22 protein-coding genes are annotated in these 24452 nt (G+C 31.3%); 11 read left to right on the forward strand and 11 right to left on the reverse strand.

Translation table 11 applies throughout. The features are described from left to right. Nucleotides 1-64 precede the first annotated feature (64 nt). The 3 genes from F6464_RS10385 (at nucleotide 65) to F6464_RS10395 (ending at nucleotide 3098) form a co-directional block, all read left to right on the forward strand. Nucleotides 65-919, forward strand: a complete 855-nt coding sequence (locus F6464_RS10385) for an OmpA family protein (protein WP_225318067.1) — start codon at nucleotides 65-67, stop codon at nucleotides 917-919. Nucleotides 920-960: 41 nt separating this feature from the next. Continuing rightward, nucleotides 961-1842: an OmpA family protein gene (locus F6464_RS10390; protein WP_151107743.1), complete on the forward strand. Its 882-nt coding sequence runs from the start codon at nucleotides 961-963 to the stop codon at nucleotides 1840-1842. A 77-nt stretch (nucleotides 1843-1919) separates the two neighbouring features. After that, nucleotides 1920-3098 (forward strand): AIR synthase related protein, encoded by a 1179-nt coding sequence (locus F6464_RS10395; protein WP_151107744.1) that lies wholly within the window; start codon nucleotides 1920-1922, stop codon nucleotides 3096-3098. A gap of 92 nt (nucleotides 3099-3190) precedes the next feature. On the opposite strand, the gene F6464_RS10400 is transcribed toward F6464_RS10395, so the two are convergent. From F6464_RS10400 to F6464_RS10410, 3 genes are all read right to left on the reverse strand, one after another. Beyond that, nucleotides 3191-3751, reverse strand: coding sequence for a hypothetical protein (locus tag F6464_RS10400; protein ID WP_151107745.1), 561 nt, complete (start codon nucleotides 3749-3751; stop codon nucleotides 3191-3193). Between the two features lie 305 nt (nucleotides 3752-4056). Further along, entirely contained in the window at nucleotides 4057-4824 is a 768-nt protein-coding gene (locus tag F6464_RS10405; RefSeq protein WP_151107746.1) for a hypothetical protein, read from the reverse strand. A gap of 240 nt (nucleotides 4825-5064) precedes the next feature. Further along, entirely contained in the window at nucleotides 5065-6513 is a 1449-nt protein-coding gene (locus tag F6464_RS10410; protein WP_151107747.1) for an MBOAT family O-acyltransferase, read from the reverse strand. A gap of 280 nt (nucleotides 6514-6793) precedes the next feature. On the opposite strand from F6464_RS10410, the gene F6464_RS10415 reads away from it, so the two are divergent. Further along, complete coding sequence (locus F6464_RS10415) at nucleotides 6794-7234, forward strand: hypothetical protein (RefSeq protein WP_151107748.1); 441 nt, start codon at nucleotides 6794-6796, stop codon at nucleotides 7232-7234. Between the two features lie 68 nt (nucleotides 7235-7302). Here F6464_RS10415 and F6464_RS10420 read toward each other — a convergent pair whose 3' ends face one another. From F6464_RS10420 to F6464_RS10450, 7 genes are all read right to left on the reverse strand, one after another. Next, nucleotides 7303-8556, reverse strand: coding sequence for a peptidylprolyl isomerase (locus tag F6464_RS10420; protein ID WP_151107749.1), 1254 nt, complete (start codon nucleotides 8554-8556; stop codon nucleotides 7303-7305). Nucleotides 8557-8686: 130 nt separating this feature from the next. Beyond that, the gene (locus F6464_RS10425; protein WP_151107750.1) at nucleotides 8687-9811 is read right to left on the reverse strand and encodes a peptidylprolyl isomerase; all 1125 of its coding nucleotides are present in this window, start codon (nucleotides 9809-9811) and stop codon (nucleotides 8687-8689) included. A 16-nt stretch (nucleotides 9812-9827) separates the two neighbouring features. Further along, nucleotides 9828-10424, reverse strand: a complete 597-nt coding sequence (gldI, locus tag F6464_RS10430) for a gliding motility-associated peptidyl-prolyl isomerase GldI (RefSeq protein WP_151107751.1) — start codon at nucleotides 10422-10424, stop codon at nucleotides 9828-9830. A gap of 6 nt (nucleotides 10425-10430) precedes the next feature. Beyond that, entirely contained in the window at nucleotides 10431-11435 is a 1005-nt protein-coding gene (locus F6464_RS10435; protein WP_151107752.1) for a DHH family phosphoesterase, read from the reverse strand. A 68-nt stretch (nucleotides 11436-11503) separates the two neighbouring features. Beyond that, on the reverse strand, nucleotides 11504-12760 hold the full coding sequence (locus F6464_RS10440) for a voltage-gated chloride channel family protein (protein ID WP_151107753.1): 1257 nt from the start codon (nucleotides 12758-12760) through the stop codon (nucleotides 11504-11506). Between the two features lie 90 nt (nucleotides 12761-12850). Next, the gene (locus F6464_RS10445; protein ID WP_151107754.1) at nucleotides 12851-13243 is read right to left on the reverse strand and encodes an ExbD/TolR family protein; all 393 of its coding nucleotides are present in this window, start codon (nucleotides 13241-13243) and stop codon (nucleotides 12851-12853) included. Continuing rightward, complete coding sequence (locus F6464_RS10450; RefSeq protein ID WP_317132239.1) at nucleotides 13233-13955, reverse strand: MotA/TolQ/ExbB proton channel family protein; 723 nt, start codon at nucleotides 13953-13955, stop codon at nucleotides 13233-13235. Before F6464_RS10450 ends, F6464_RS10445 begins: the two co-directional genes overlap by 11 nt. Before the next feature lie 201 nt (nucleotides 13956-14156). Between F6464_RS10450 and guaA the strand changes: the two genes are divergently transcribed. The 7 genes from guaA (at nucleotide 14157) to yidC (ending at nucleotide 23140) form a co-directional block, all read left to right on the forward strand. Beyond that, nucleotides 14157-15686 carry a glutamine-hydrolyzing GMP synthase gene (gene guaA / locus F6464_RS10455; protein WP_151107755.1) on the forward strand — a complete coding sequence of 510 codons (1530 nt, stop codon included), beginning with the start codon at nucleotides 14157-14159 and terminating at the stop codon, nucleotides 15684-15686. Nucleotides 15687-15701: 15 nt separating this feature from the next. Further along, the gene (locus F6464_RS10460) at nucleotides 15702-16445 is read left to right on the forward strand and encodes a LysM peptidoglycan-binding domain-containing protein (protein ID WP_151107756.1); all 744 of its coding nucleotides are present in this window, start codon (nucleotides 15702-15704) and stop codon (nucleotides 16443-16445) included. 28 nt (nucleotides 16446-16473) lie between these two features. Then, nucleotides 16474-18573: a LysM peptidoglycan-binding domain-containing protein gene (locus tag F6464_RS10465; RefSeq protein WP_225318068.1), complete on the forward strand. Its 2100-nt coding sequence runs from the start codon at nucleotides 16474-16476 to the stop codon at nucleotides 18571-18573. Further along, entirely contained in the window at nucleotides 18573-18974 is a 402-nt protein-coding gene (locus F6464_RS10470) for an OsmC family protein (RefSeq protein ID WP_151107757.1), read from the forward strand. The genes F6464_RS10465 and F6464_RS10470 overlap by 1 nt, the downstream gene beginning before the upstream one ends. Before the next feature lie 53 nt (nucleotides 18975-19027). Then, a complete protein-coding gene (locus tag F6464_RS10475) occupies nucleotides 19028-19258 on the forward strand; it encodes a DUF3820 family protein (protein ID WP_151107758.1) in 231 nt (76 codons plus the stop codon). 160 nt (nucleotides 19259-19418) lie between these two features. Continuing rightward, entirely contained in the window at nucleotides 19419-21041 is a 1623-nt protein-coding gene (locus F6464_RS10480) for a CTP synthase (protein WP_151107759.1), read from the forward strand. 200 nt (nucleotides 21042-21241) lie between these two features. Then, a complete protein-coding gene (gene yidC, locus F6464_RS10485) occupies nucleotides 21242-23140 on the forward strand; it encodes a membrane protein insertase YidC (protein ID WP_151107760.1) in 1899 nt (632 codons plus the stop codon). Between the two features lie 48 nt (nucleotides 23141-23188). On the opposite strand, the gene F6464_RS10490 is transcribed toward yidC, so the two are convergent. After that, the gene (locus F6464_RS10490) at nucleotides 23189-24166 is read right to left on the reverse strand and encodes a fasciclin domain-containing protein (RefSeq protein ID WP_151107761.1); all 978 of its coding nucleotides are present in this window, start codon (nucleotides 24164-24166) and stop codon (nucleotides 23189-23191) included. Nucleotides 24167-24452: the final 286 nt, after the last annotated feature.

Below are 24452 nucleotides of genomic sequence, written 5' to 3' on the forward strand. Positions count from 1 at the left end.
ACTTTCGGTATTCATAAACTAACGAATGAAACTCTTTTTTTTACTTCTATTTTTTTTGTTTTCTATGACTTCAGTTATAGCACAAGAACAATTTTCGATATATTTTGAAAGTAATAAATATGAGGTTAATCCTAGCGAAAGTCAAAGATTGAATCTATGGATTAATCAAAATCCAATGATAAAAGTTCTAGGAATACATGGTTTTTGTGATGAGGACGGTACTTTTGGGTTTAATGATACTTTAGCTAAAAAAAGAATCAATTTTGTTTATAATGTCATTAAAGATAAGGTAAAAATCAGAGAAGATTTTAAAACCAGAAGTTTTGGAGAGTTACATTCTAATTCTAAAATTAAGGCCGAAAACAGAAAAGTAACTCTTTTTTATATTGAGTCTAAAGATTTAAACCGTGAAAATGAAATACTTGGAATCAAAGCAGACCCAATTGAATTGCCTAAAGTAGCCATGCAATATCCTGAAAAATTAGTTTTTGATAATCCTGACGGAACGCAATCAGAATATAAACTAGATATTGATTTCATGCAGAAGATGAATGAAGCTGCTGTAGGTCAAAAATTAAAAGTCGAAAATTTGAATTTTCAAATTAATACTTTTATTGTTGTTCCAAATTCAAAAGGAAAATTGTATGAATTGTTAGTAGTGATGCAAAAAAAGCCAAGTCTTAAAATTGAAATCCAAGGACATTTGTGTTGTATGCCTATAGATAGATTGGATTTGTCGACACAAAGAGCTAAAGCCATCAATAACTTTTTAGTAGCAAATGGAATTAACGAAAACAGATTAACTTTTAAGGGATTTGGAAGTTCACAACCCATTTATGCACTACCTGAAAAAGATGAAACACAACGTGCAGCAAACAGAAGGGTAGAAATTATGATTACTGCAAATACTAATAGATAAATCAATTCCATATATGAAGACTAAATAATAAACTAACATATATGAAACAAAAAATCATACAAATCATATTGTTTTTTCTTACTATAAATGGTTTTGCACAAGTACTGACCATAAATGGCTATGTGCAAGAACAATTTGATGTTTATTTTGATTTTAACCAACCAAAAATTAATAAAAGTGAGAAGGATAAAATATTAAACTGGTATTCTAAAGATCCCAATATTGAGGTTTCAAAAATATATGGTTATTGCGATTGGGTTGGTTCTAATAGATACAACGATACGCTTTCTATTAATAGAGTCAAAGAAGTATATAATTTTCTAATTAAAAACAATGTAGTTGTTTATGATAATTATGAAGCAATAGGTTTTGGTGAAGATTTTCAACAATCTAAAACACAATCCGAAAACAGAAAAGTAACTATTTTTTATAACAAAGAAGCCGATACAAATAAGCAATCAAATAAAGCATCTAAAGAGGAACCAATTATTGTTGAAGCGGTAGATGCTATTGCAAAGACTAAGGAAGAAATTCAGAATGAAACGTTTACTGAGAAAATTAGTGATGCTAAAGTTGGAGATGTAGTAACACTTAAAAATATTTATTTTAAAAATCGTTCGGCAAAAATTGTTTCAGAATCACAAAACAGTTTATACGAATTATTATGTGTTATGCAAAACAATCCAAATCTTAAAATTCAAATACAAGGTCATATTTGTTGTCAATTAGTTACTGATTTCGAAGATATTTCTACATTAAGAGCTAAAGCGATTTTTATTTATTTAGTTCAAAATAAAATAAATAGACAACGAATTTTATATAAAGGATTTGGTATTACTCGGCCAATACATCCAATACCTGAAAAAAATCCACAGGAAGAAGAAGAAAATCGTAGAGTTGAGATTCTGGTTTTAGAAAACTAGTTCGATAAATCTGAATTTCAATATCTAGAATCCTAATTCAAATTCTTATCTTTGCCCCACAACAACACAACTTAAAAATGAGTTCAGATACTTCAAAACGATATGCACTTCGTGGCGTTTCGGCTTCAAAAGAAGATGTTCATAATGCTATAAAAAATATTGACAAAGGATTATTCCCAAAAGCTTTTTGTAAAATAGTTCCAGATTATCTTACACAAGACAATAAATATTGCATGGTCATGCACGCAGACGGAGCAGGAACAAAATCATCTTTGGCTTATATGTATTGGAAAGAAACGGGTGATATTTCTGTTTGGAAAGGTATTGCCCAAGATGCATTAATCATGAACATTGATGATTTGTTATGTATTGGTGCTACTGATAATATTATGCTGTCATCAACTATTGGCAGAAACAAAAATCTGATTCCAGCCGAAGTAATTTCAGCAATAATTAATGGAACAGAAGAACTCATTGCTGAACTAAAAAATTATGGTGTAACGATATTTTCAACTGGTGGAGAAACGGCTGATGTAGGCGATGTAGTTCGAACGATAATAGTCGACTCTACCGTTACCGCTAGAATGAAGCGAAGCGAAGTGATTGACAATGCAAATATAAAAGCTGGAGACGTTATAGTTGGTTTGGCTTCATTTGGTCAAGCCAAATATGAAACTTCTTATAACGGTGGTATGGGTAGCAACGGATTAACATCGGCACGTCATGATGTTTTCGATAACTATTTGGCTCAAAAGTATCCGGAGAGTTATGACTTGCAAATGCCAAGCGATTTAGTCTATTCAGGAAAAGTAAAACTAACAGATGAAGTTCAAAATTCCCCAATAGATGCAGGTAAGTTGGTTCTTTCACCAACAAGAACATACGCACCCATTATTAAAGAAATTTTATCTCAACATACACCAAAAGAAATTCACGGAATGGTGCATTGCAGTGGTGGAGCCCAAACTAAGATTTTACATTTTATAGAAAATCTGCACATTATTAAAGACAATTTATTTCCGATACCACCTTTGTTTCAACTAATACAGGAACAATCTAAAACCGATTGGAAAGAAATGTACCAAGTGTTTAATTGTGGACATCGAATGGAATTGTATGTTCCAGAAAATATAGCTAGTGCAATTATTGCTATTTCAGAATCTTTTGGAGTAGCGGCTCAAATTGTTGGTAGAGTAGAGGAATCCACTACAAAAAAACTAACTATTACTAGTGAATACGGAGTTTTTGAGTATTAATTTTCATATTGAAAATAAACTAATTAATGTTTTAAGCGTTTGAAAATAACTGATTTAATTTGATAAAAGAGAATCTGACCGTTTAAGCCTTGTTATTCCAATTTATTAAATTTTTCAGTAACAATAGTATCTTTTTTAGAATAAGGAAAACAATTCAATTTTTGTAGTGCTATAAAACCATTGCAGTCATAACACTTTTTGTAAACCAATCTATTTTTTGTTTTGAACAGAGCTGGCTTCCAACCTAACAAATGGATTGTTCCAGTTGTTCCTATTTGGATAGAGAAACATTTTTCAACTATTCTTTTCTTTGTTTTGAATTTGACGCCGATAATCGTCCAGCTTGGATAAATAGCTATTTTGTTTTCACATTTGTCCCAATAGGCATCTTCAACACAAGTTTGATTTTTAAACCAGTTCGTTATAGAATTGAAACTTGAAGTGAAATTGGTTTGATACCCACTACCAGCTCCATTATAATAATGTTGCCCATTTTTATGACGCTTAACTTGTTTTATTACCAATCGCTCTATTTTATTGAAATTTTCGTTTGCAACGGCCTTGCAAAACGTACTATTGCTTTGGGCAAATGAAAATTGGAATGTAAGTCCTAAAAGTACCGAGGCTATTATTTTTCTATATGAGATTTCCATTTTAATACAGCTTGTTCAAATTGTAAATCATTTTTATACCAATCACGAAATTGCTGTTTATTAACTAAGTATTCATGAGTCAATAGGTCTAAATTCCAAAGGATTAACGAAATATAAATAATAAAATTTCAAATTGAAGATTTAAAAAATTGGAAAGCCATTTTTTTTAACTTCTTTATAGAATATTAAAAACTTATTAAAATGATTTTCAATAAGTTTTTGTAAAATTTATACTTTTTTGGTACTTTATATTTATTCACCAACTATTTTAATTACTAAATTCATACAATTCAATTTTTGTTTAGTTAGGATATTTTTTTCTTAACCATATTATTTAAAGGTTCTGAAATAGAAAGCTTTAAAATCTCATTGTTTATAAATTCTTGCTTATTATTTTTATTTAATAAGTTTAAATCTAATAGTTTATTGAAGAAATTGGAAAATACTCTTGCTCCTTTATAATTAAGATGATCTAAGTCTCCAAATTCATAATTTTGTAATTTGAAATCTTTAAAATCAAGAAATTCAGAATTTAATAATTGGGATTTAATTAATTCTCTTAGTTTAGGCTCATTTTCTATATCAGTAAATTTGGAATGTAAGGGGCTTCGAATTAGAAATACTTTCACATTATTTAATTTACAAAAAGCTATAGTTTTAGCAAGATATTTGATATTAATTTCAGAAATTTCATTTTTAGTTTTTTCTTTAATACTAATGATAGGTGGATTATTAATTAAAGAATCTGTTTTGTCTCTCACCAAGTATAAGTATCCGCCAAAACGCGCCTCTTTATTAAAGCCTATTTGATTACTCAAAATATATTTAAAATTTCGACCAATATTTTTCATTATAGATTTTGGAAAGCAATTCAATAAACCTTTGTTATTTTTTGTCCAAATTAATTTGAAATCAGAATAATCCATTAAAGGAAAGTATGTTGGAATTCGGATAGGTAAATAAGTATCATCATATATCCATCCATCTTTTGACTTTTCAAGAATATTATTCGTATACTCAATAAATACAGTTCTTATTTGCCTATTTCTTGATAGAATTTTTTTTGTTTTCAAATAGGTGTAAAAATAGGATTCCCCAGAGTTACTTAGATTTGTAAAATTTCTAATTAGAGAATCATTAAATGCACATTCACTATGCGAGTTACCAAAAATGACAAATTTAGTTCTATCAGATAGTTTATAATAGTTCGCTTTATTAACTAATTTATTGCCGAGAAAGGTAATAATACCTATTGCTATTAAAAATAGTACTAGAAACGACATAAGTTTAATTGTAAACTGTTTCATTTTTTCTTAGAATTGAAAATAAATAAATTCTTGTTCTTTGCCCATAAAGTAGAAAATAGATAAAATAATACTATAATACATAACCCATCTTAAAGGAGGATACCATTTTATTCCTAAACTCGCTATTGCATATTGTTGTTCACGACCAATCCATTCAACTAGTATGAAAAGTGCAGTAAGGAAAATAATTGTTACTGCTTTTGCCATACCTGGGAAATTAGGTTTTATAAATAATGAACTGGAAAATATTTCATTAATATAGCTTATGGCATGAGTTAAATTGTTAGCACGAAAGAAAATCCAAGCAAATACTGTTAAGGAAAAAGTAATTACAATAGAAAAAAGTTCTTTTAGAGTTGGAAGGTATTTTCCTTTTGCCACAATGTCAAGGTTGTTTCTGTTTGTATTAAATATTATTGAAGGCATTATATATAAGGCATTAAGAAAGCCCCAGACCACAAAAGTCCAATTCGCACCATGCCAAAAACCACTTACTAAAAAAATAATAAAGGTATTTCGAATTTTCATCCATATCCCTCCTTTACTACCGCCTAGTGGAATATAGAGGTAATCCTTGAACCAAGAGGATAGCGAAATGTGCCAACGTCTCCAAAATTCGGCAATATCACGCGAAAAATAAGGAAAAGCAAAGTTCCTTAATAAGTCTATTCCAAATAGGCGAGCTGTACCCAATGCAATATCAGAGTATCCTGAAAAGTCGCAATAGATTTGGAAACTAAAAAACAAAGCTCCTAAAACAAGCGTACTACCTGAATAGTGATCGGAATTGTTAAATATTGTATTTGCAAATTCAGCACAGTTATCAGCTATTACAATTTTCTTGAATAAGCCCCATAATATTTGCCGCAGACCATCAACCGCTTTTGAATAGTTAAACTCTCTTTTTTTAAGTATTTGAGGCAAAAGGTGTGTAGCTCTTTCTATTGGTCCAGCAACTAGTAAAGGGAAAAAGCTGACAAAAACCGAATAGTCAACAAAATTTTTTTCAGGTTTTATCCTATTTTTATAGATGTCAATAACATAGGATAAACCATGAAAAGTATAAAATGAAATACCTACGGGTAAAATTATTTGTAAAGACCCTAAATTTGATTTAAATCCTAAAAGAGATAATCCATCAGCAAATGAGGCAGCAAAAAAATTATAGTATTTAAAAACTCCAAGGAAGCCTAAATTTATACCAACACTAAGCCACAACCAAAATAATTTTGTTCTTTGGTTTTTAGCTTCATATATTTTAATACCTGTATAATAGTCTAACAAGGTAGAGAAGATTAATAAAAGCATAAATCGCCAGTCCCAACAAGCATAAAAAAAGTAACTTGAGGCGAGTAGCAGAATATTCTGAAGTCTTAAATTTCCTTTAGTTGCAAACCAGTAAAGTATAAAGACAACAGGTAAGAATATAGCAAAGTTTAATGAGTTAAATAGCATATTATTTGGTTTTATATAACCTTATAGTGGCTAGGTTATTTTTTTTAATTTTTTATTATTCAAAGATTTTTTTTATAATTTCATAATTTCTTTTAGTCAATAACTCATTTATAAAGGTCAAAAAATGTTGCTTATTATTTAATCCTAAAAATATAAAAAAAACACTATAAATGATTGAAAAGGTTTTTAATTTAGAAAACAGATTTAATTACAAAGTAATCTATAAATTTGTGTTGAAATTAAAGTTCAAAAATAAATACTACTTATTTAAATAAATACTATGAATGTTAATCTAAAATTCGGAATTGATAAGATCCTTTTCGGGATGAAACAAAACGATGTAATTGCCATTTGTGGTAAACCCGATAGAAATTATAAAGATGAAGATGACAATATTATTTTAGCGTATAATTCTTTAAAAATGCGTTTGACTTTCTATAAAGATGAAGCATTTAAATTAGGTTATATTGTTGCTTCAAGTTCTGAAATGAAGTTGTTAGGAACTACAGTAATTGGAAAAAAAATCAGCGATATTAAAAAGGAATTGGCTGAGAAAGGACTTGTGAAATTTACCCAAGAAGAATTTGACACTTTCGAAAACTACTTTAATGAAGACCATTGGCTAATCTTGCAGACAGAATTTGATGAGGTTGTAAAAGTAGAACTTGGAGCAATTATTAATAGTAAAGATGAGTTTGATTGGAAGTTTACCAGTAAGTAGTTGTGTAATCAAAAATAAAAAATGGGATTTACAGCAAAGTAAATCCCATTTTTTATTAATTATATTAATTATTTTTTTGTTTCAGCTGTTGGTATGGTTTCAAATAATTCTACTTCAAAAATGATATTCGAATTTGGTGGAATAACATTTCCTGCTCCACGTTCTCCATATCCTAAATTAGATGGTATAAATAATAAGGCTTTGTCTCCAAAGGATAAATTACTAATTCCCTCAAGAAATCCTGGAATTAAACCGTCTTTTTTTCCTGCTTCAAAAGGAAATGGTTGGTAGCCATTTTGCGAAGCTCTATTTGCGTCAAATTTACCATAAAGTTTGTTAACCTCTTCATAGCTGCTATCAAAAAGACTTCCGTCTTCTAAATATCCAGCATAGTGAATGTATATTGTTGATCCTTCTGTTGGCTTTTTACCAGATCCTTTTTGAAGAATTTTAGTCTCTAATCCAGTTGCTGATTTACTAGCTGTAGCTTTTGCTCCTGCTAAATATTTTACTTTTTCAGCTTTTATAGGAGCATATTTTTCGTCATATACCTTTTTAGCTTCGGCCTCAATTGCAACTTGCTTTGCTCGGGCTTCAGCCTGAATAGCCGCTTGTTTTTTATCATCTTCACCTTTGTTTGCAAAATAATCAGAAAATATTTTTACGGCATCAAATTTTTTAGCTTCTTCACCTTTTCTAACAATTGTTAACTTTTTTATTTCGTCATTTTGCTCAATTGCATTTACTACATCTTGGCCTGAAGTTAGATAACCGAAAATAGTATGCTTTTGATTTAACCATGGAGTATCTTTGTGAGTAATAAAAAATTGACTACTATTTGTTGCTGGACCCGAATTGGCCATAGCAAGAATACCAGCTTTGTCAAAATTCATATCTGGCACAAACTCATCTTTAAAACTATAACCACTTCCTCCAGAACCGTTTCCTGCTGGGTCTCCTCCTTGAATCATAAAATCTTTTATTACTCTATGAAATTTCAATCCATCATAATACGGTTTTCCTTTTAGTTTTTCATCAGTAACAAAAGTATTTTTTCCCTCAGCTAAAGTTATAAAATTAGCAACTGTAATGGGTGTTTTTTTATATTCTAATTGAACTACTATTTTACCTTTAGAGGTTTCAAATTCAGCAAAAACACCTTCACTAGAAGCCGAAGAAGTTATTTTCTTTAGAGGCGTTTTAGAAACTGACTTTTTAGATGCAGTTGTAATTACTTTTTTTGGTCCAGTTGGTTTTTTTGTATTTTGAGCAAACCCGCTCATCATTCCTAAAAATAATAAAACGATAACTTTAAATTTCATTGTTGTTTGTTTAATTCTCCTTACTTATTTCGCAATTGCAGGGATGTTCAGGTTTATTCCCTTTTATTTTTTTTTGTTAATGAAATTGCCATTTTCATTACTATTGCCATTTCAATTTCTTCTTATTTTTTTATTGTTTTGGCATATTTTCTAATAATTCCAATTCAAAAATAATGGTAGCATTTGGCGGAATAACTCCTCCTGCACCTTGAGCTCCATACGCTAAAGTAGGAGGGATAAATAGTACTGCTTTATCTCCAAAAGCCATTTTTTCTATACCTTCAATAAACCCAGGTATCATTCCGTCTTTTCTTCCTGCTTGAAATGGAATAGGTACATATTGCTTAGCATTTGCTCTTTGTTGATCAAATTTTCCAAATGCAGTTGCAACTTCAGCAACGCTGCTATCAAATAATTCGCCATTTTCTAAAAATCCAGAATAATGTATATATACATTTGCTCCATTTGCAGGTTTTTTACCGGTTCCTTTTGAAATGATTTTGTAGCGTAACCCAGAACCTGATTTTGTAGCTGTTTCTTTAATAGTTTCAAGATAAGCCACTTTTTGTTCTTTTATTTCCTTGTATTTAGCATCATAATTTTTTTTGTTTTCGGCATCAATAATGGCTTGCTTTTTTTGATTTTCGGCTTCTTTACTAAAGAAATCAGTAAAGATTTTTACAGCATCAAACTTTTTTGCTCTCTCTCCTTTTTGAATAATAGTAACTTTTTTTATAAAATCATCTTGCTCAATTTTATTTACAACTTCCATTCCGTTTTCAACAACATGACCAAAAATGGTATGCTTACCGTCAAGCCAAGGTGTTTCGATATGGGTAATAAAAAATTGACAGCTGTTCGTTCCTGGACCTGAATTAGCCATTGCTAGAATTCCTCCTTTGTCAAATCGTAAATCAGTGATTTCATCTTTAAATTTATAGCCTGTATCTCCAGAACCATTTCCTAATGGATCTCCTCCTTGAATCATAAAATCTTTAATCACTCTATGAAATTTTAATCCATTATACAACGGTTTTCCCTTGAGTTGCTCGCTAACAAAAGTGTTTTTGCCTTCAGCTAGACTTACAAAATTTGCAACAGTAATGGGAGCTTTTTCAAAATCAAGTTCAAGTATGATGTTGCCTTTATTGGTTTCAATATTAGCATATAAACCGTCTGGCAACTTACTATATTCGTCTTTACAAGAGCTGAATAAAATGCTTATAGATAGTAATAGGAAAAGCTGCTTTTTCATTTTTTAAATTTAATTGTTATTCTGTTATTGTTTTTAATGGTTCTTTTGGCTCAACATTTTGTTTTGTTTCTGATGCAAAATCGGTCAAAGTAACAGTGTACATTAACGGTTGATTGTGGCTAATTCTTCTGTTATCGCCATGATATCCGTAACCCATATGTGAAGGGAAAAGGAAAGTTACCGTTTCGTTTTTATGCATCAATTTTAAACCGTGTCGCAAACCAATAATCATTTTTTGTTCTTTGTCTACATAATAGGTTTGAGGTCGTAATTCCAATTCTGAATAAATAATATTACCGTCTAAATCCTTTATTTCATAATTAAAATGAGCAATATCTCCTTTTCTTGGTCGCAAAGTATCTTGAGTGTTTTTAGTATCATAGCGATACCAATATCCTTTATTGGATGCAATGTATTTTATATTTGGATTACTCTTAATGATAGAATCTATTTTAGCTTCTTCACCTGAAATCAATTTTTTATTTCGTTCAACCGATTCTTTAAGGAAAGTTCCTGAGGATTGCGATATGGGTCTGCGTGCTTGTTGATGTTGGGAACAACTTATAAAAAGAAAGCTTCCAAGAATTAAAATAACAATTTGTTTATAGTTCATAATTGGTTATATTTTTATTTGGGTAATCAATTGTTCAAATTTTGCAATTGTAGCTTTTAAAGACAGACTTGATTTTCCCCCAGCAGCATTTATGTGTCCGCCGCCATTAAAATGGTCACGTGCAAATTGATTTACATCAAAATCACCCTGAGAACGAAAAGAAATCTTAATAATATTTTCATCACGATGCTCAATAAAAATGGTTGCAAAATTAATGCCTTTTATTGTCAAACCATAATTTACAATGCCTTCGGTATCGCCTTTTACATAATGAAAAGTGTCGAGTTCTTTTTGAGAAAGAGAAGTATAGGTGGTTTTAAATTCTGGAAAAACTTTCATGTTATGTAATGCTCTTCCTAGTAATTGCAATCTATCATAAGAACTATTATCGAAAAGCAAGGTTGGGATTTCAGTGTTTTCTGCTCCTAAATCAATTAAATCGGCTATAATTCGATGTGTTGTTCCTGTTGTTTTTGGAAAACGAAAAGAGCCAGAATCGGTTAGAATTCCGGTATAAATGCAAGTGGCAATCGTTTTGTCTATGAATTGCTTTTTATCAAGTTGTACAATAAAATTATAAATCATTTCACAAGTAGAACCAAAACTAGTGTCAGAATAGGTAAACTGGGCAAAACCATCTGGGCTTTGATGATGGTCAATCATTATGAACGTAGTTTGCAGTTTGTTTAAAACGTGCTCCATTTCCCCTGTACGATGTAAAGCATTAAAATCTAATAAAAATATAAGCTCTGACTCTTGTAGAATTTTAATTGTATTTTCTTTATCTTTTTCAAAAATTATTACTTTCTCAGAACCGGGTAGCCAAGCTAAAAAATCAGGAAACTCATTTGGCGCAATGACGATTGGTTCATGATTTAATTTCAGTAAAAAATGATATAACGCCAACGTCGAACCCATGGCATCTCCATCTGGACTTCGGTGCGGAATTATAGCTATTTTTTTGGGTACTGAAAGCAATAATGCCAGTTCTTGAATATCTTCCTTTTTCATAGGCAGCGAATTTACATTTTTTTACACTAATCCTGAAAACATTTAAGAATAATCTAAGATTTTCATTGCTATAAATCTTCCAAATTAGAACTATTCAATTTTCTGTACAGCTTATATTTTGGTCCTCTTACAACTTGTGAACTGTAAATGCCTATAGAACCTGAAAAAAAGTAAGCAACACCACAAGCAATTGCAATATAAATGCCGCTTTCTACTCCAAATAATTCCATTCCCATAATTGTACAAGCTATAGGAGTATGTGTAGCTCCAGAAAAAACCGCTACGAATCCCAATCCTGCTAAAAGGGCAATTGGCAAAGGAATAAATAATGAAAGTGTACTTCCTAAAGTGGCTCCAATAAAGAAAAGCGGAGTTACTTCTCCGCCTTTAAAACCTGCACCGAGGGTAAAGCCTGTAAAGAGAATTTTAAGAAAAAAATCATAATTGTCACTGGCATGGTTAAAGGAATCCACTATTGAAGGAATTCCTAAACCAATATATTTTGTAGTTCCAATGAAGTAAAAGCTTACAGCCAAAATTACTCCTCCAACAAATGGACGAATCGGTGGATATGAAATATATTTTGAAAATAATTCATGCCAAAAATGGGAGGTTTTTGAAAATAATAGCGCTGTTAATCCAAATAAAACTCCTGAAATACTAACCCAAAATAGATTTGGGAAAGAAAAATGCGGAACACTTGGAATAGAGTATAGGGTGTGTTTTACTTTCCAAAATTCGACCACATAATAGGATATATAGGCAACTAAAAATGAAGTAAAAACACTTTTGAAATTAATTTTGCTGAAAAAGACAACTTCTAAAGCAAATATTGCCCCTGCTAAGGGTGTTCCGAAAACAGAAGCAAAACCGGCACTGATTCCTAAAATTAAAATGGTTTTCCTCTCAGAATTGTCTAATTTGAATACCCTTGTTAGTTGATCTGAAATTGCCGTACTCATTTGTACTGCAGTTCCTTCACGTCCAGCCGAGCCGCCAAAAAGATGAGTAATTAATGTTCCAATTAAAACCAAAGGTGCCATTAATAATGGAATGGGTTTTTGAGGGTTCTCGTATTCTTCTAAAATCAGATTGTTGCCTTTTACAGCCGTTTTTCCATAGTAATGATACATCAAACCAATGAATAATCCTCCAATTGGCAGCAACCATATTATCCATGAATTATTTTCCCGGTATTCAGTAACCCTATTTAAACAAACTAAAAAAAACGATGATGTAGAACCTGAAAGTATTCCTATAATCAAACAGATTAAAGTCCATTTGAAAAGAATTTTAATAGAAAATTTTTCAGAATAAGAATTCAAATTAAATAGTTTTTAAAAAATAAAAGTAATCAAAATACATCATAAAAAAACCTATCAAAATGACAGGTTCTTAAATACTTATTTCTTGGTTTATTTTGAAGTTGCGATTACAAAATTCAGCTTCAATTTTACCCCCATCTGCATTAGGTCGACTAAATCTTGTACTTTATTATCAGCGGGAACTCTTACCACAACTACTTTATCATTGGCTGCAGTAGTTGCATCATATAATGCTTGCTCTAATTGATCGAAAGACACTTCTGTTTTATTGATATAATATATTTTATCTTCTGTAACAGATAACGATACATGATCTTTATTGGTTGTTTCGTTTGATTTTGCTTTAGGCAATGTCAATTTTATCACATTTGGATTTGCCAATGTTGAAATGATTAGAAAAAACAAAAACAAAAAGAACATAATATCGCTCAAAGACGAAGTCGGGATTTCTGGATGAAATCGTTTGTTTCTTTTAATTGCCATTTTGAGGTTCTTGAATTATATTAATTATTTCTAGCGTTTGTCTTTGTACTTTTAAGGTAAAGTTGTCAATCATCATATTAAATAAATGATAGGCACAATAAGCAACAACGCCTACAACTAATCCAGCACCGCTACTAATCATTTTTTCATACAATCCACCTGAAATGGTTTGAATATTCAAATTCCCAGTATTAGAAATGGTATGAAAAATTTTAATAACTCCCGAAATGGTCCCAATAAATCCGAGAATTGGAGCAATACCAGAAATTAATCCTAAATGCCCAAGACCTTTTTCCATTTGAGCAATCTCAATGTTTGCTGTTTTTTCCATTACCGATTCAATTTCGCTTATGGGTCTACCAATAATAGAAATTCCACTTCTTAAAATATTTCCTGATGCCGTATTTTCTCTACTACACAACATTATTGCGTTGTCTAATTTTCCCGTTTTTAATTGCATTTTAATATCATTTACCAAATTAGCATCTTGTTTAGAGGCATTTTTAATCGATAAATATCGTTCGATAATGACATAAATACAGAAAAAAAGTAATACAATAAGCGGATAAATCATAATACCGCCTTTCAATAAAAAATCTAAATACGAAATATTTTCTGTAACGCTAACTTCAGTAGTTGCTGGATTTGCAATAGCATTTGCAATTGTGTCAGTAACGGGATTTGCTTGTAATAGAAAATTTAAAATGACCATAAATTGTAGTTGTTTTTATTTTGTTTACAAAAGTGCATAAATTTTTAAAAAGCTGGTCTATATTAGAATTTATTTATGAACAGACTTTTTATTATAATGTGAATAACGAAATACTTTTAAAATAAGTATTTTTTTTAAAAATAAAAAGAGTTTTTTAAGGTGCCAGATTTTAAATTTCGAATTTAAAAAGTATTTTTGCACATGCAACACAACGTACTTATTTTAGATTTCGGATCGCAATATACACAACTTATTGCCCGACGCGTTCGCGAATTAAATATATTCTGCGAAATTTTTCCATTCAATCATTTTCCAACAGACTTGTCTAGTTACAAAGCGGTAATTTTATCAGGAAGCCCATTCTCGGTTCGATCTGACGATGCGTTACATCCTGATTTATCACAAATACGGGGAAAATTACCTTTGCTGGCAGTTTGTTATGGAGCCCAATATTTGGCTCATTTTAGCGGAGGCGAAGTAGCACCATCCAATACTAGAGAATATGGTAGAGCTAATTTATCTAACATTAAAAGTGAAGAACCTTTTTTTGAAGGAATTTCTGAAAATTCTCAAGTTTGGATGTCTCATAGTGATACCATTAAAAAATTACCAACGAACGGTATTCACCTTGCCAGTACAAATGATGTCGAGAATGCTGCTTATAGAATAGAAGGGGAAACTACGTATGCCATTCAGTTTCATCCCGAAGTTTATCATTCTTCAGAAGGCAAACAATTGTTAGAGAATTTTTTAGTAAAAATAGCACATGTTCCTCAAAATTTTACTCCAAATGCTTTTGTTGAAGAAATTATAACTGAAATGAAAGAAAAAATCGGAAACGATAAAGTGGTTTTAGGGCTTTCTGGTGGGGTCGATTCGACAGTAGCAGCCGTTTTATTGAACAAAGCAATAGGTAAAAACCTCTACTGCATTTTTGTTAACAATGGTTTGCTTCGTAAAAATGAATTTCAAAACGTCTTAAATCAATACGAAGGGATGGGCTTGAATGTAAAAGGAGTAGACGCTTCCCAACGTTTTTATGATGCTTTAGCAGGAATTACTGATCCAGAGTTGAAAAGAAAAGCTATTGGAAATGCTTTTATCGAAGTTTTTGATGATGAATCACATCGCATTGAAGATGTAAAATGGTTGGCTCAAGGTACCATATATCCCGATGTTATCGAGTCGGTTTCAGTTAAAGGACCATCGGCAACTATCAAATCGCATCATAACGTAGGTGGATTACCTGATTTTATGAAGTTAAAAATAGTTGAACCTTTGCGAATGCTTTTCAAGGATGAGGTACGTAGAGTAGGAGCCACTTTAGGAATTGACCCTGAATTATTGGGGAGACACCCTTTTCCGGGACCAGGACTCTCCATTAGAATTTTAGGTGATATAACTTTAGAAAAAGTTCGTATCTTGCAAGAAGTTGATGCTGTGTTTATAGATGGATTAAAATCGTGGGGATTGTATGATAAAGTTTGGCAAGCCGGGGCAATATTACTTCCTGTAAATAGCGTAGGGGTAATGGGGGACGAGCGAACCTATGAAAAAGTAGTTGCTCTAAGAGCCGTAGAATCTACTGATGGAATGACTGCTGACTGGGTACGTTTACCATATGACTTTTTGATGAAAGTATCTAACGATATTATAAATAAAGTTAAAGGTGTAAATAGAGTGGTGTATGATATTAGTTCTAAACCACCAGCAACAATAGAGTGGGAATAATTTTAAATTAAAAATTTGAGAAAGCTTATTTTAATTTTTTTCGTAATTCGTGTGTCTTTAAATAGTTTTGGTCAAGATCCAGTAAATGATCAACAATTTGATTTGATAAGTCATGAAGTGCAACTTGATGAATCTGTTCGCACGTTGTCAAAAAAGTATTTGGTAGATTCTGCTGAAATATATAGGTTGAATAGGTTTGCTATAAATGGTATAAGCCAAGGAATGGTGCTGCAAATTCCAGTTCTTAGAAAAAATATTTCTATTCCTGTAGCGACAACTATAGATAAAGCATCTTCAGAAGTTGCTCATGTTATTTCTGAAAATAAGATAGAAGAAAAACCATTAGTAAAATCGCTTGACATTACCGTTGAAAAAGCAACTGTTGCAGTTAATGATTCATCTCAAATCAATCACATTGTTGAACCAAAAGAGACACTGTATGGTTTATCTAAGAAATACAATGTTTCAGTAGAGGAGATAAAATTAAATAATAAGGAACTATTAATTGAAGGTTTAAAAATAGGTCAAGTCATTAGAATTTATTCAAAAAAGGTTTTGCAAAGTACTGAATCTAAATCGCTAAATAAGCAAAAAAAAGCTGAAATTGAGTTTAGACATAAAGTAGAGCCTAAAGAAACGTTATACGCCATATCTAAGAAATACAATATAAGTATTGACGAAATAAAGCAACATAACGAGTTTTTATTGCAAAATGGTTTGCAAATAGGTCAAACATTGATTATTAAAAGTAACAATTAAAATAAGATTTACATTGAACTACTTCATTTTGAAAACAGAAAAAATTATAAGAAAGATAAATTTTATACTTTCTTTATTTGTAACATTTTCCATTTCTTGTTCACTCTTTGCACAAGACAATAATTTTATAAAGCATACTGTTTCGAAAGGCGAAACGATTAATGAAATAGCTACTAAATATAAAGTTACACCTTATGATATTTATAAATTAAACCCAGACTCTCAAACTGGATTGAAGGAAAGCGATGTGTTGTTGATACCGACAGTAGAAGAAAAAGAAACCGTTTTAAAACAAGAAAGCAAGCCTGTTTCTAAAATTGCACCTAAGCCTAAAGTTTCAAATTCGAACCCAAAAACCCATATAACAAAACCAAAAGAAAATCTTTATAGTATTTCTAGAGATTATAATGTTAGTGTTGAAGAATTAAAAAGTTTGAATGAAGCGGCGCTTAAAGATGGTTTAAAAATAGGTCAAGTTATAAAAATTCCGAGTGGCGAAGCAACTAGTATTACAGAATCAAAACCTGTAATAGCAGAAATACCAGTTGTTAAAAAGGTAACTAAAGAACCAACAGTTTCTAAATCAGGAAAAGGAATTTACCATATCGTAGAGCCTAAAGAAACCAAATTCGGAATTGCTAAAAAGTATGGAATCACGGTTCAAGAATTAGAAGAAAGAAACCCAGATATTGTATCCAATTTGACTATAGGTTTTAAATTACTTATTAGTGGAGATGAAGCAAAAAAGGCAGTTGTTATTCCAGAAGTTCAAAAACCAAAACCCGTAATTAAAGAAATTATTCAGCAAGAAACCGTGGTAACGGAAGTTATTAGAACACAAAAATTTAACGGTTTTGCAAATTATGAAGTGAAGCCAAAAGAAACACTTTATAGTTTATCGCAGTCTTTTAATATCTCTCAAGAGGAATTGATGACTTTAAATCCAACTTTAAAAGACGGAGTTAGAATTGGTATGATTCTAAAAGTACCAGGTAAAGGTAAGATTGTAAATCTTTCCAATTCAAATGCAAAATTTTCTGATTTAACTAAAACCATCAACGCTAAAGACAAAAAGCAATTGGTATTATTACTTCCTTTTAATGCTTCAAAAATACAAGGCGATACCTTAAAAACCATTGGGGTTCGATTAAAAAAAGATGCTTTTTTAAACATGACACTCGATTTTTATTCCGGTGCTTTAATGGCGATTGATTCAGCTAAAACTCTAGGTATAAATGTTGAGGTTAAGATATTCGATTCTGAGGAAAGTAAGTTAACTTCTAACGTTGTTAATGTGGTTAAAAACAACAATCTTCAAGAAGCTAATGCAATTATTGGTCCGTTTTACCAACAATATGTAGAGAAAGTGGCTGAACTTTTAAATGATGCCAACGTTCCAGTTATTTCCCCATTATCTAAAGAAATAGGAAAATCCTATAGCAATTTATACCAAGCCATGCCACCAAGTGACTTCACTAAAACGGCTATGTTCGATTTTATGATTGCAAAAGGAGGGAATATTATCGTTGTTAGTGATCCTAAAAAAATAGCAAATAAAGAATTTATTACTAAAAAATACCCATCGGCCAAGTTTGTTCCTTTTACTGAAACTGGTGCTTTAGATATTATAACCTTTAAAACGTTGTTGGTTAAAGACAAAATGAATTATGTGGTTATGGATTCAGAACGAACAGGAATGATTTTAAGCACTACCAATGTTTTACTAAACGAATTGGTTAATTTTCAAATTCAATTGGTAATTATCGAACCAAATGGGACTCTAGATTTTGAAGAAATTTCGATGAAAAGACTCACTATTTTAAAAATGCTTTATCCGTCACTCACAAGAGAAAATGATTCGCCAGAAGCAGTTATTTTTGAAAACCAGTATAAAGAAAAAAATAAAGTATTTCCGAGTCAATTTGCCACTCGAGGTTTCGACATTACATTTGATACTTTATTGCGATTGTCACAAGGAAAATCTTTTGAAGTGTCAGCAAATGAAGATAAAACCGAACAAGTAGAAAGCAAGTTTGAATATTCAAAAAAGAACTCCGAAGGTTATACAAACAAAGGAGTTTATATCATGGAGTTTCAAGAAGATTTATCAGTAAAACAAGTAAACTAATGACTTCAAAAGTAACCTATTTAGGCGATTTACGAACTACATCCATACATTTACAATCAGGAACCGAAATCCTTTCGGATGCGCCAATTGACAATAATGGTAAAGGTGAAGCATTCTCTCCAACCGATTTAGTTGCCAATGCTCTAGGCAGTTGTATGTTTACCATTATGGGAATTAAAGCTCGCGAAATGAATGTTGCTATCGAAGGTTCAACTGCTTCAGTAACTAAAATCATGCAAGCTGAACCAAGAAGAATCAGCGCCATCGAAATTGTATTCGACATGAATTATGCTCCAGATGAAAAAACAAAAATCATCTTAGAAAGAGCTGCTATGACGTGTCCCGTTTTTTTGAGTTTACATCCCGAAATTGATAAGAGAATTATGTTTCATTGGAAGTAAATCCTTAAAATATTTGCCAAAAACTTTGAGTTCTTTATAGTAAAACATCAACTTTGAATCCAGACCAAAAACAGCTCATTCAACTGGCTCATACGAAAATGCCTTTCGGCAAATACGAAGGCTGGCATCTTATCGATTTACCAGAATATTATGTTGTTTGGTATAGCAATAAAGGATTACCAAAAGGACAATTAGGAGAACAACTTCAACTCATTTATGAACTCAAATTAAATGGTTTGGAAGAATTAATTCGCAACATTAAAAAGCAATATCCTAAGCCATAAATTAGATTTTAGACTTCATAGATAAATTTGATTATTGGACCAAACAATAACAAATTAATTTTTCTAAAAATCCAACAATCTAAAAATCTAAAAATCGAATTATAATTGTATTTTTGCCTCGTTTTTTAAACAACAACACAACTACAAACAACAACAAGTAATGAATCAAACGAAATATATTTTTGTTACAGGCGGTGTGACTTCTTCCTTAGGGAAAGGAATAATTGCGGCTTCCTTAGCAAAATTATTACAAGCACGAGGCTATAGAACTACGATTCAAAAATTTGATCCGTATATTAATGTTGATCCAGGAACATTAAATCCCTACGAACATGGCGAATGTTACGTGACGGATGATGGTGCTGAAACCGACTTGGATTTGGGTCATTATGAGCGTTTTTTAAACGTTCCCACTTCACAGGCTAATAACGTAACCACAGGAAGAGTCTATCTTTCAGTTATAGAAAAGGAGCGAAGAGGTGAATTTCTTGGCAAAACCGTTCAAGTCGTTCCTCATATTACCAACGAAATTAAAGATAGAATGCAATTGCTTGGAAATTCAGGCGACTTCGACATTGTAATTACTGAAATTGGAGGAACTGTAGGAGATATCGAATCTTTACCGTACATAGAATCTGTTAGGCAGTTGGTTTGGGAACTAGGCGAAAACAATGGAATCGTAATTCATTTAACCTTAGTGCCGTATCTAGCAGCAGCAGGCGAATTAAAAACAAAACCAACCCAACATTCCGTTAAAACGTTAATGGAAAGCGGTATAAAAGCCGATATTTTAGTTTGTAGAACAGAGCATGAAATATCAGATGAATTGCGTCACAAATTAGCCTTGTTTTGCAATGTAAAACGTGAGGCGGTGATTCAATCTATCGATGCATCGACCATTTATGAAGTGCCGAATTTAATGTTGGAAGAAGGACTTGATATAGTAGCTCTAAAGAAATTGAATTTACCTAAAAAAGCAGCTCCCGATTTAAAAAACTGGAACACTTTTTTACACCGATTAAAAAATCCAAAGCATACTATAAATATCGGATTAATTGGAAAATATGTTGAATTGCAAGATTCATACAAATCTATTTTAGAAGCCTTTATTCATGCTGGCGCAACAAATGAAACGAAAGTAAATGTAGTTTCTGTTCACTCTGAATATTTAGATGCTAAAAATATCTCAGAGAAATTGCAAGGATTAGACGGAATTCTCGTGGCTCCAGGTTTTGGAGAGCGAGGGATAGAAGGAAAAATAGAAGCCGTTCGTTTTGCTAGAGAAAATAATTTGCCATTTTTCGGAATTTGTCTCGGTATGCAAATGGCAGTTATAGAATATGCAAGAAATGTTTTAGGCTTAAAAGATGCCAATTCTACCGAAATGAATCAAGGGACAGCACACCCTGTTATTGATTTAATGGAAGAGCAAAAAGACATCACTGACAAAGGCGGAACGATGCGTTTAGGAGCTTGGAAATGCGATATTTTACCTAACACTTTAGCTCACAAAATATACGAAAAAACAACTATTTTAGAGCGTCATCGCCATCGATATGAATTTAATGGAAATTATTTAGCACAATTAGAAAATGCAGGATTAAAGGCTTCAGGTGTCAATCCTGATACGGGTTTGGTAGAAATCATCGAGTTAGAAAACCATCCTTTTTTCATAGGCGTGCAATACCATCCGGAATATAAAAGTACGGTTGCAAATCCGCACCCATTATTTGTTAACTTTGTCGCCGCAATGGTAAAAAATAAAAAATCAGGAGCCAAATAGTAGTTGTGTTAAGAAATGCAATTCCTGCTTTCCGTTTCAATCTTGTCTTTGTGAGCTTGCGCGGCAAGCTCACAATAACAAGGATTTTCACTGTAATCAGGGCTAAGGAAGAAATTAGTTGTGTATTTATAAATTTTTTAAAGAATAAAAACAATGCTTATCGCTTAAAGTCATAATACTTAAAGCAAAAAACAAAAAAAATGGAACAAAAAAAATTAGATTTTAATTCAATAATTGGTTTTATATTAATTTTCGGAATTTTGATATGGATTATGTATCAAAACCAACCAACTCCAAAAGAAATTGCTGCTGAAAAAGCAAAAAAGGAACAAGTTGAAAAAGCCAAAGCAGCTAAAGCTCAGGAAGTGAAGGTAGCCCAAGTGACAAAAAACCCTGTAATTGGGGATTCTTTGCAAATAGCACAATTAAAATCGACATTAGGAAATTTTGCTTATTCAGCGACGCTTCCCTCTGCACAGGAATCATTTACAACTTTAGAGAACAATCTTGTAAAAATAAAAATTGCAAATAAAGGCGGATATATTGTAGAGGCCGTTCTTAAAAATTTTGAAAGTTTTAAAAAAGGTTCTGGGCAATTGGTTACGCTTATAAAAAACAATAACTCCGATTTGAATATTAGTTTGCTTACGCAAGATAATCGTACACTTCAAACTAAGAATTTATTTTTTGAGCCTACACTATCTAAAGTGGGAGAAAATCAAATTTTATCTATGCGCTTAAAAGCTGGTGAAAATGAATTTTTAGAATACAAATATGTATTAAAGCCAAACGATTATATGCTTGATTTCGATATTCGTTCTCAAGGATTAAACAAAGTACTAAATACAAGTAAAGATTTAGATTTAGAGTGGAATCTTAAAAGTATTAGAAACGAAAAAGGAATTGCTTACGAGAACCGTTATGCCGAAGTGTATTTTGAATACGAAGACGAAAAAATAAATTATGTTGGGCAAGGTCAAGATAAAGAAGAAAATGCAGAAAAAGTAAGTTTTATTGCTTTCAAACAACACTTTTTCTCATCAATTTTATTAACATCAAAACCTTTTGATAAAGCCAAAATGGTATCTAATAATTTGGTTCATGACGAAACAGTCGATACGGTTTACACCAAACAGTTTAAAGCAAATGTTCCTCTAACTTTTAATAATGGCGAGATCGATTATAAAATGAATTGGTATTTTGGACCAACAGATTACAATACTTTAAATAGTTATGATAAAAATATCGAAAAAATCATTTCGTTGGGTTGGGGTATTTTTGGCTGGATCAATAAATTTATTTTCATTCCATTATTTGGATTTTTAAGCTCTTACATTGCCTACGGAATTGCTATAATTGTTTTTACGATTATCATTAAAATTGCGATGTCACCTATTACTTATAAGTCATTTTTGTCTCAAGCTAAAATGAAAGTATTGCGACCTGAAATTGCTGAATTAGGAGAAAAATTCAAAAAAGATGCAATGAAAAAACAACAGGAAACGATGAAGTTGTATAATAAAGCCGGTGTGAATCCTATGGCGGGTTGTATTCCAGCATTGATTCAGCTTCCTTTTATGTATGCTTCTTTTCAGTTTTTTCCGTCAGCATTCGAGTTAAGACAAAAGAGTTTCCTATGGGCAGATGATTTGTCTTCATTTGATGAAATAGTAAAATTACCATTGCATATTCCGCTATACGGCAATCATATTAGTTTGTTTCCAATATTAGCCGCTATAGCTATTTTCTTTTATATGAAAATGACTTCTGGCGATCAGCAAATGGCAGCGCCGCAGCAAGAAGGAATGCCTGATATGGGTAAAATTATGAAAATCATGATTTATGTTTCTCCAATTATGATGTTGTTTTTCTTTAATAGTTATGGCGCAGGATTAAGTTTATATAACTTTATTTCTAATCTTATTACCATTGGTATCATGGTTGTAATTAAAAAGTATGTGGTAGACGAAAATAAAATTCACTTGCAAATACAAGAAAATAAATTAAAAGAGCCTAAAGCAGAAGGAAAGTTCCAAAGAAAAATGAGAGAGATGATGGAACAAGCTGAAGAGCAGAAAAAAATACAAAAGAAAAAGTAATAAAAAAAGCTTCCAAATTTTGGAAGCTTTTTTTATTTTTATTTTATTTTAATTTGGTAAAGTTTGTAATAATGCATTGTCAATTGCATGAATTACACCATTTGAACATTGTACATCGGTAACAATTATGTTTGAAATTCTATTATTATTGTCTTTAATTTTCGCGCCACCAGTTAACTGTACTTCAAATGTTTGTCCTAATAAAGTTGTAAGATTTCCATTAGTCAAACTAGCAGCTAAATTGTTACCAGAAACTACGTGATATTTTAAAACATCAGTAATTGTTGCTTGAGAAACACCACCAATTCCTGCTGTTATACCCAAGTTTTTCAAATCAGTATCTAATTTACCAAAACCGCCATTAGTTGGAGCAAAAACAGTCAATGCGCCTGGACTGGAAAGGGCTGTTAATATATCTGACTGAGCTGGATTGGTTACCACACTAACTAATGTTGAGAAAGTTGAAGCATTTGCAACAGCATGCGTAACAATTGTAGGTACATCAATAACCGCATCAACAATGTGAACTACTCCATTGCTAGCTTCAACATTTGGAGTAACTACATTTGCAACACCATTAAATAATTTAGCTCCAGATGCTGTATTAATATACATACTTATATTACTAGTTGTTGTACCATAGGTTGCTAAAGTTTTTACATATCCTGTTTCTAATTGTGTAGACAAAATTTTACCACTTACTACATGGTTCAGTAATATTTGCTTTAATTTATCTGTAGGAATCGCATCAAGTGATGCAATATCATTATCATCCAAATATTTTTCAAAAGCAGCATTTGTTGGGGCAAAAACGGTAAATGGTCCTTCACCTTGCAAAGTTCCAGCAAGTTTTGCTTTTGTTAATGCTTGCACAAGGGTTGACAAACTTGGTGTTGCAATGGCTTTACCTGTTATGGTATTGTCTACAGCAACTTGAGTTGGATTATCGTCGTCGTTACACGAGATACTTAAAATTGCAACAATTGCAATTAATGCTAATTTTTTAATTCTAAATAAATTTTTCATAATGTTTATTGTTTAATGTTAATGTTTAAACAAATTTATAAAATTGAATTATTCAAAACGTTTAATTTTTTGTTAAAAATAATAAACAAAATTAAACTTTATGATTTATTTAATAAATGTTTTATATTAGATAAATGACTTGTAAATAGTTATTTATGTATATTTTTAGATGAAATACTTACTTAATCTGTTATTTTATAAATTTTATATTCTTACATTTTAGTTTATAATTATTACACTAAAATTAAACAAAAAACTCCTAGATTGTCAGGAATATTTTTTCTTT

This window comes from Flavobacterium luteum (genome assembly GCF_008806775.1).
Classification (GTDB): Bacteria; Bacteroidota; Bacteroidia; order Flavobacteriales; family Flavobacteriaceae; genus Flavobacterium; species Flavobacterium luteum.

What these genes read in the sequence shown, in the direction of transcription:
- F6464_RS10450 (WP_317132239.1), bottom strand. Translation starts at nt 13,955, where the DNA reads ATGGTCATTTTAAATTTTCTATTACAAGCAAATCCCGTTACTGACACA.
- guaA (WP_151107755.1), top strand. Translation starts at nt 14,157, where the DNA reads ATGCAACACAACGTACTTATTTTAGATTTCGGATCGCAATATACACAA.
- F6464_RS10415 (WP_151107748.1), top strand. Translation starts at nt 6,794, where the DNA reads ATGAATGTTAATCTAAAATTCGGAATTGATAAGATCCTTTTCGGGATG.
- F6464_RS10425 (WP_151107750.1), bottom strand. Translation starts at nt 9,811, where the DNA reads ATGAAAAAGCAGCTTTTCCTATTACTATCTATAAGCATTTTATTCAGC.
- F6464_RS10385 (WP_225318067.1), top strand. Translation starts at nt 65, where the DNA reads ATGACTTCAGTTATAGCACAAGAACAATTTTCGATATATTTTGAAAGT.
- F6464_RS10480 (WP_151107759.1), top strand. Translation starts at nt 19,419, where the DNA reads ATGAATCAAACGAAATATATTTTTGTTACAGGCGGTGTGACTTCTTCC.
- gldI (WP_151107751.1), bottom strand. Translation starts at nt 10,424, where the DNA reads ATGAACTATAAACAAATTGTTATTTTAATTCTTGGAAGCTTTCTTTTT.
- F6464_RS10400 (WP_151107745.1), bottom strand. Translation starts at nt 3,751, where the DNA reads ATGGAAATCTCATATAGAAAAATAATAGCCTCGGTACTTTTAGGACTT.
- F6464_RS10470 (WP_151107757.1), top strand. Translation starts at nt 18,573, where the DNA reads ATGACTTCAAAAGTAACCTATTTAGGCGATTTACGAACTACATCCATA.
- F6464_RS10490 (WP_151107761.1), bottom strand. Translation starts at nt 24,166, where the DNA reads ATGAAAAATTTATTTAGAATTAAAAAATTAGCATTAATTGCAATTGTT.
- F6464_RS10420 (WP_151107749.1), bottom strand. Translation starts at nt 8,556, where the DNA reads ATGAAATTTAAAGTTATCGTTTTATTATTTTTAGGAATGATGAGCGGG.
- F6464_RS10395 (WP_151107744.1), top strand. Translation starts at nt 1,920, where the DNA reads ATGAGTTCAGATACTTCAAAACGATATGCACTTCGTGGCGTTTCGGCT.
- F6464_RS10410 (WP_151107747.1), bottom strand. Translation starts at nt 6,513, where the DNA reads ATGCTATTTAACTCATTAAACTTTGCTATATTCTTACCTGTTGTCTTT.
- yidC (WP_151107760.1), top strand. Translation starts at nt 21,242, where the DNA reads ATGGAACAAAAAAAATTAGATTTTAATTCAATAATTGGTTTTATATTA.
- F6464_RS10435 (WP_151107752.1), bottom strand. Translation starts at nt 11,435, where the DNA reads ATGAAAAAGGAAGATATTCAAGAACTGGCATTATTGCTTTCAGTACCC.
- F6464_RS10390 (WP_151107743.1), top strand. Translation starts at nt 961, where the DNA reads ATGAAACAAAAAATCATACAAATCATATTGTTTTTTCTTACTATAAAT.
- F6464_RS10445 (WP_151107754.1), bottom strand. Translation starts at nt 13,243, where the DNA reads ATGGCAATTAAAAGAAACAAACGATTTCATCCAGAAATCCCGACTTCG.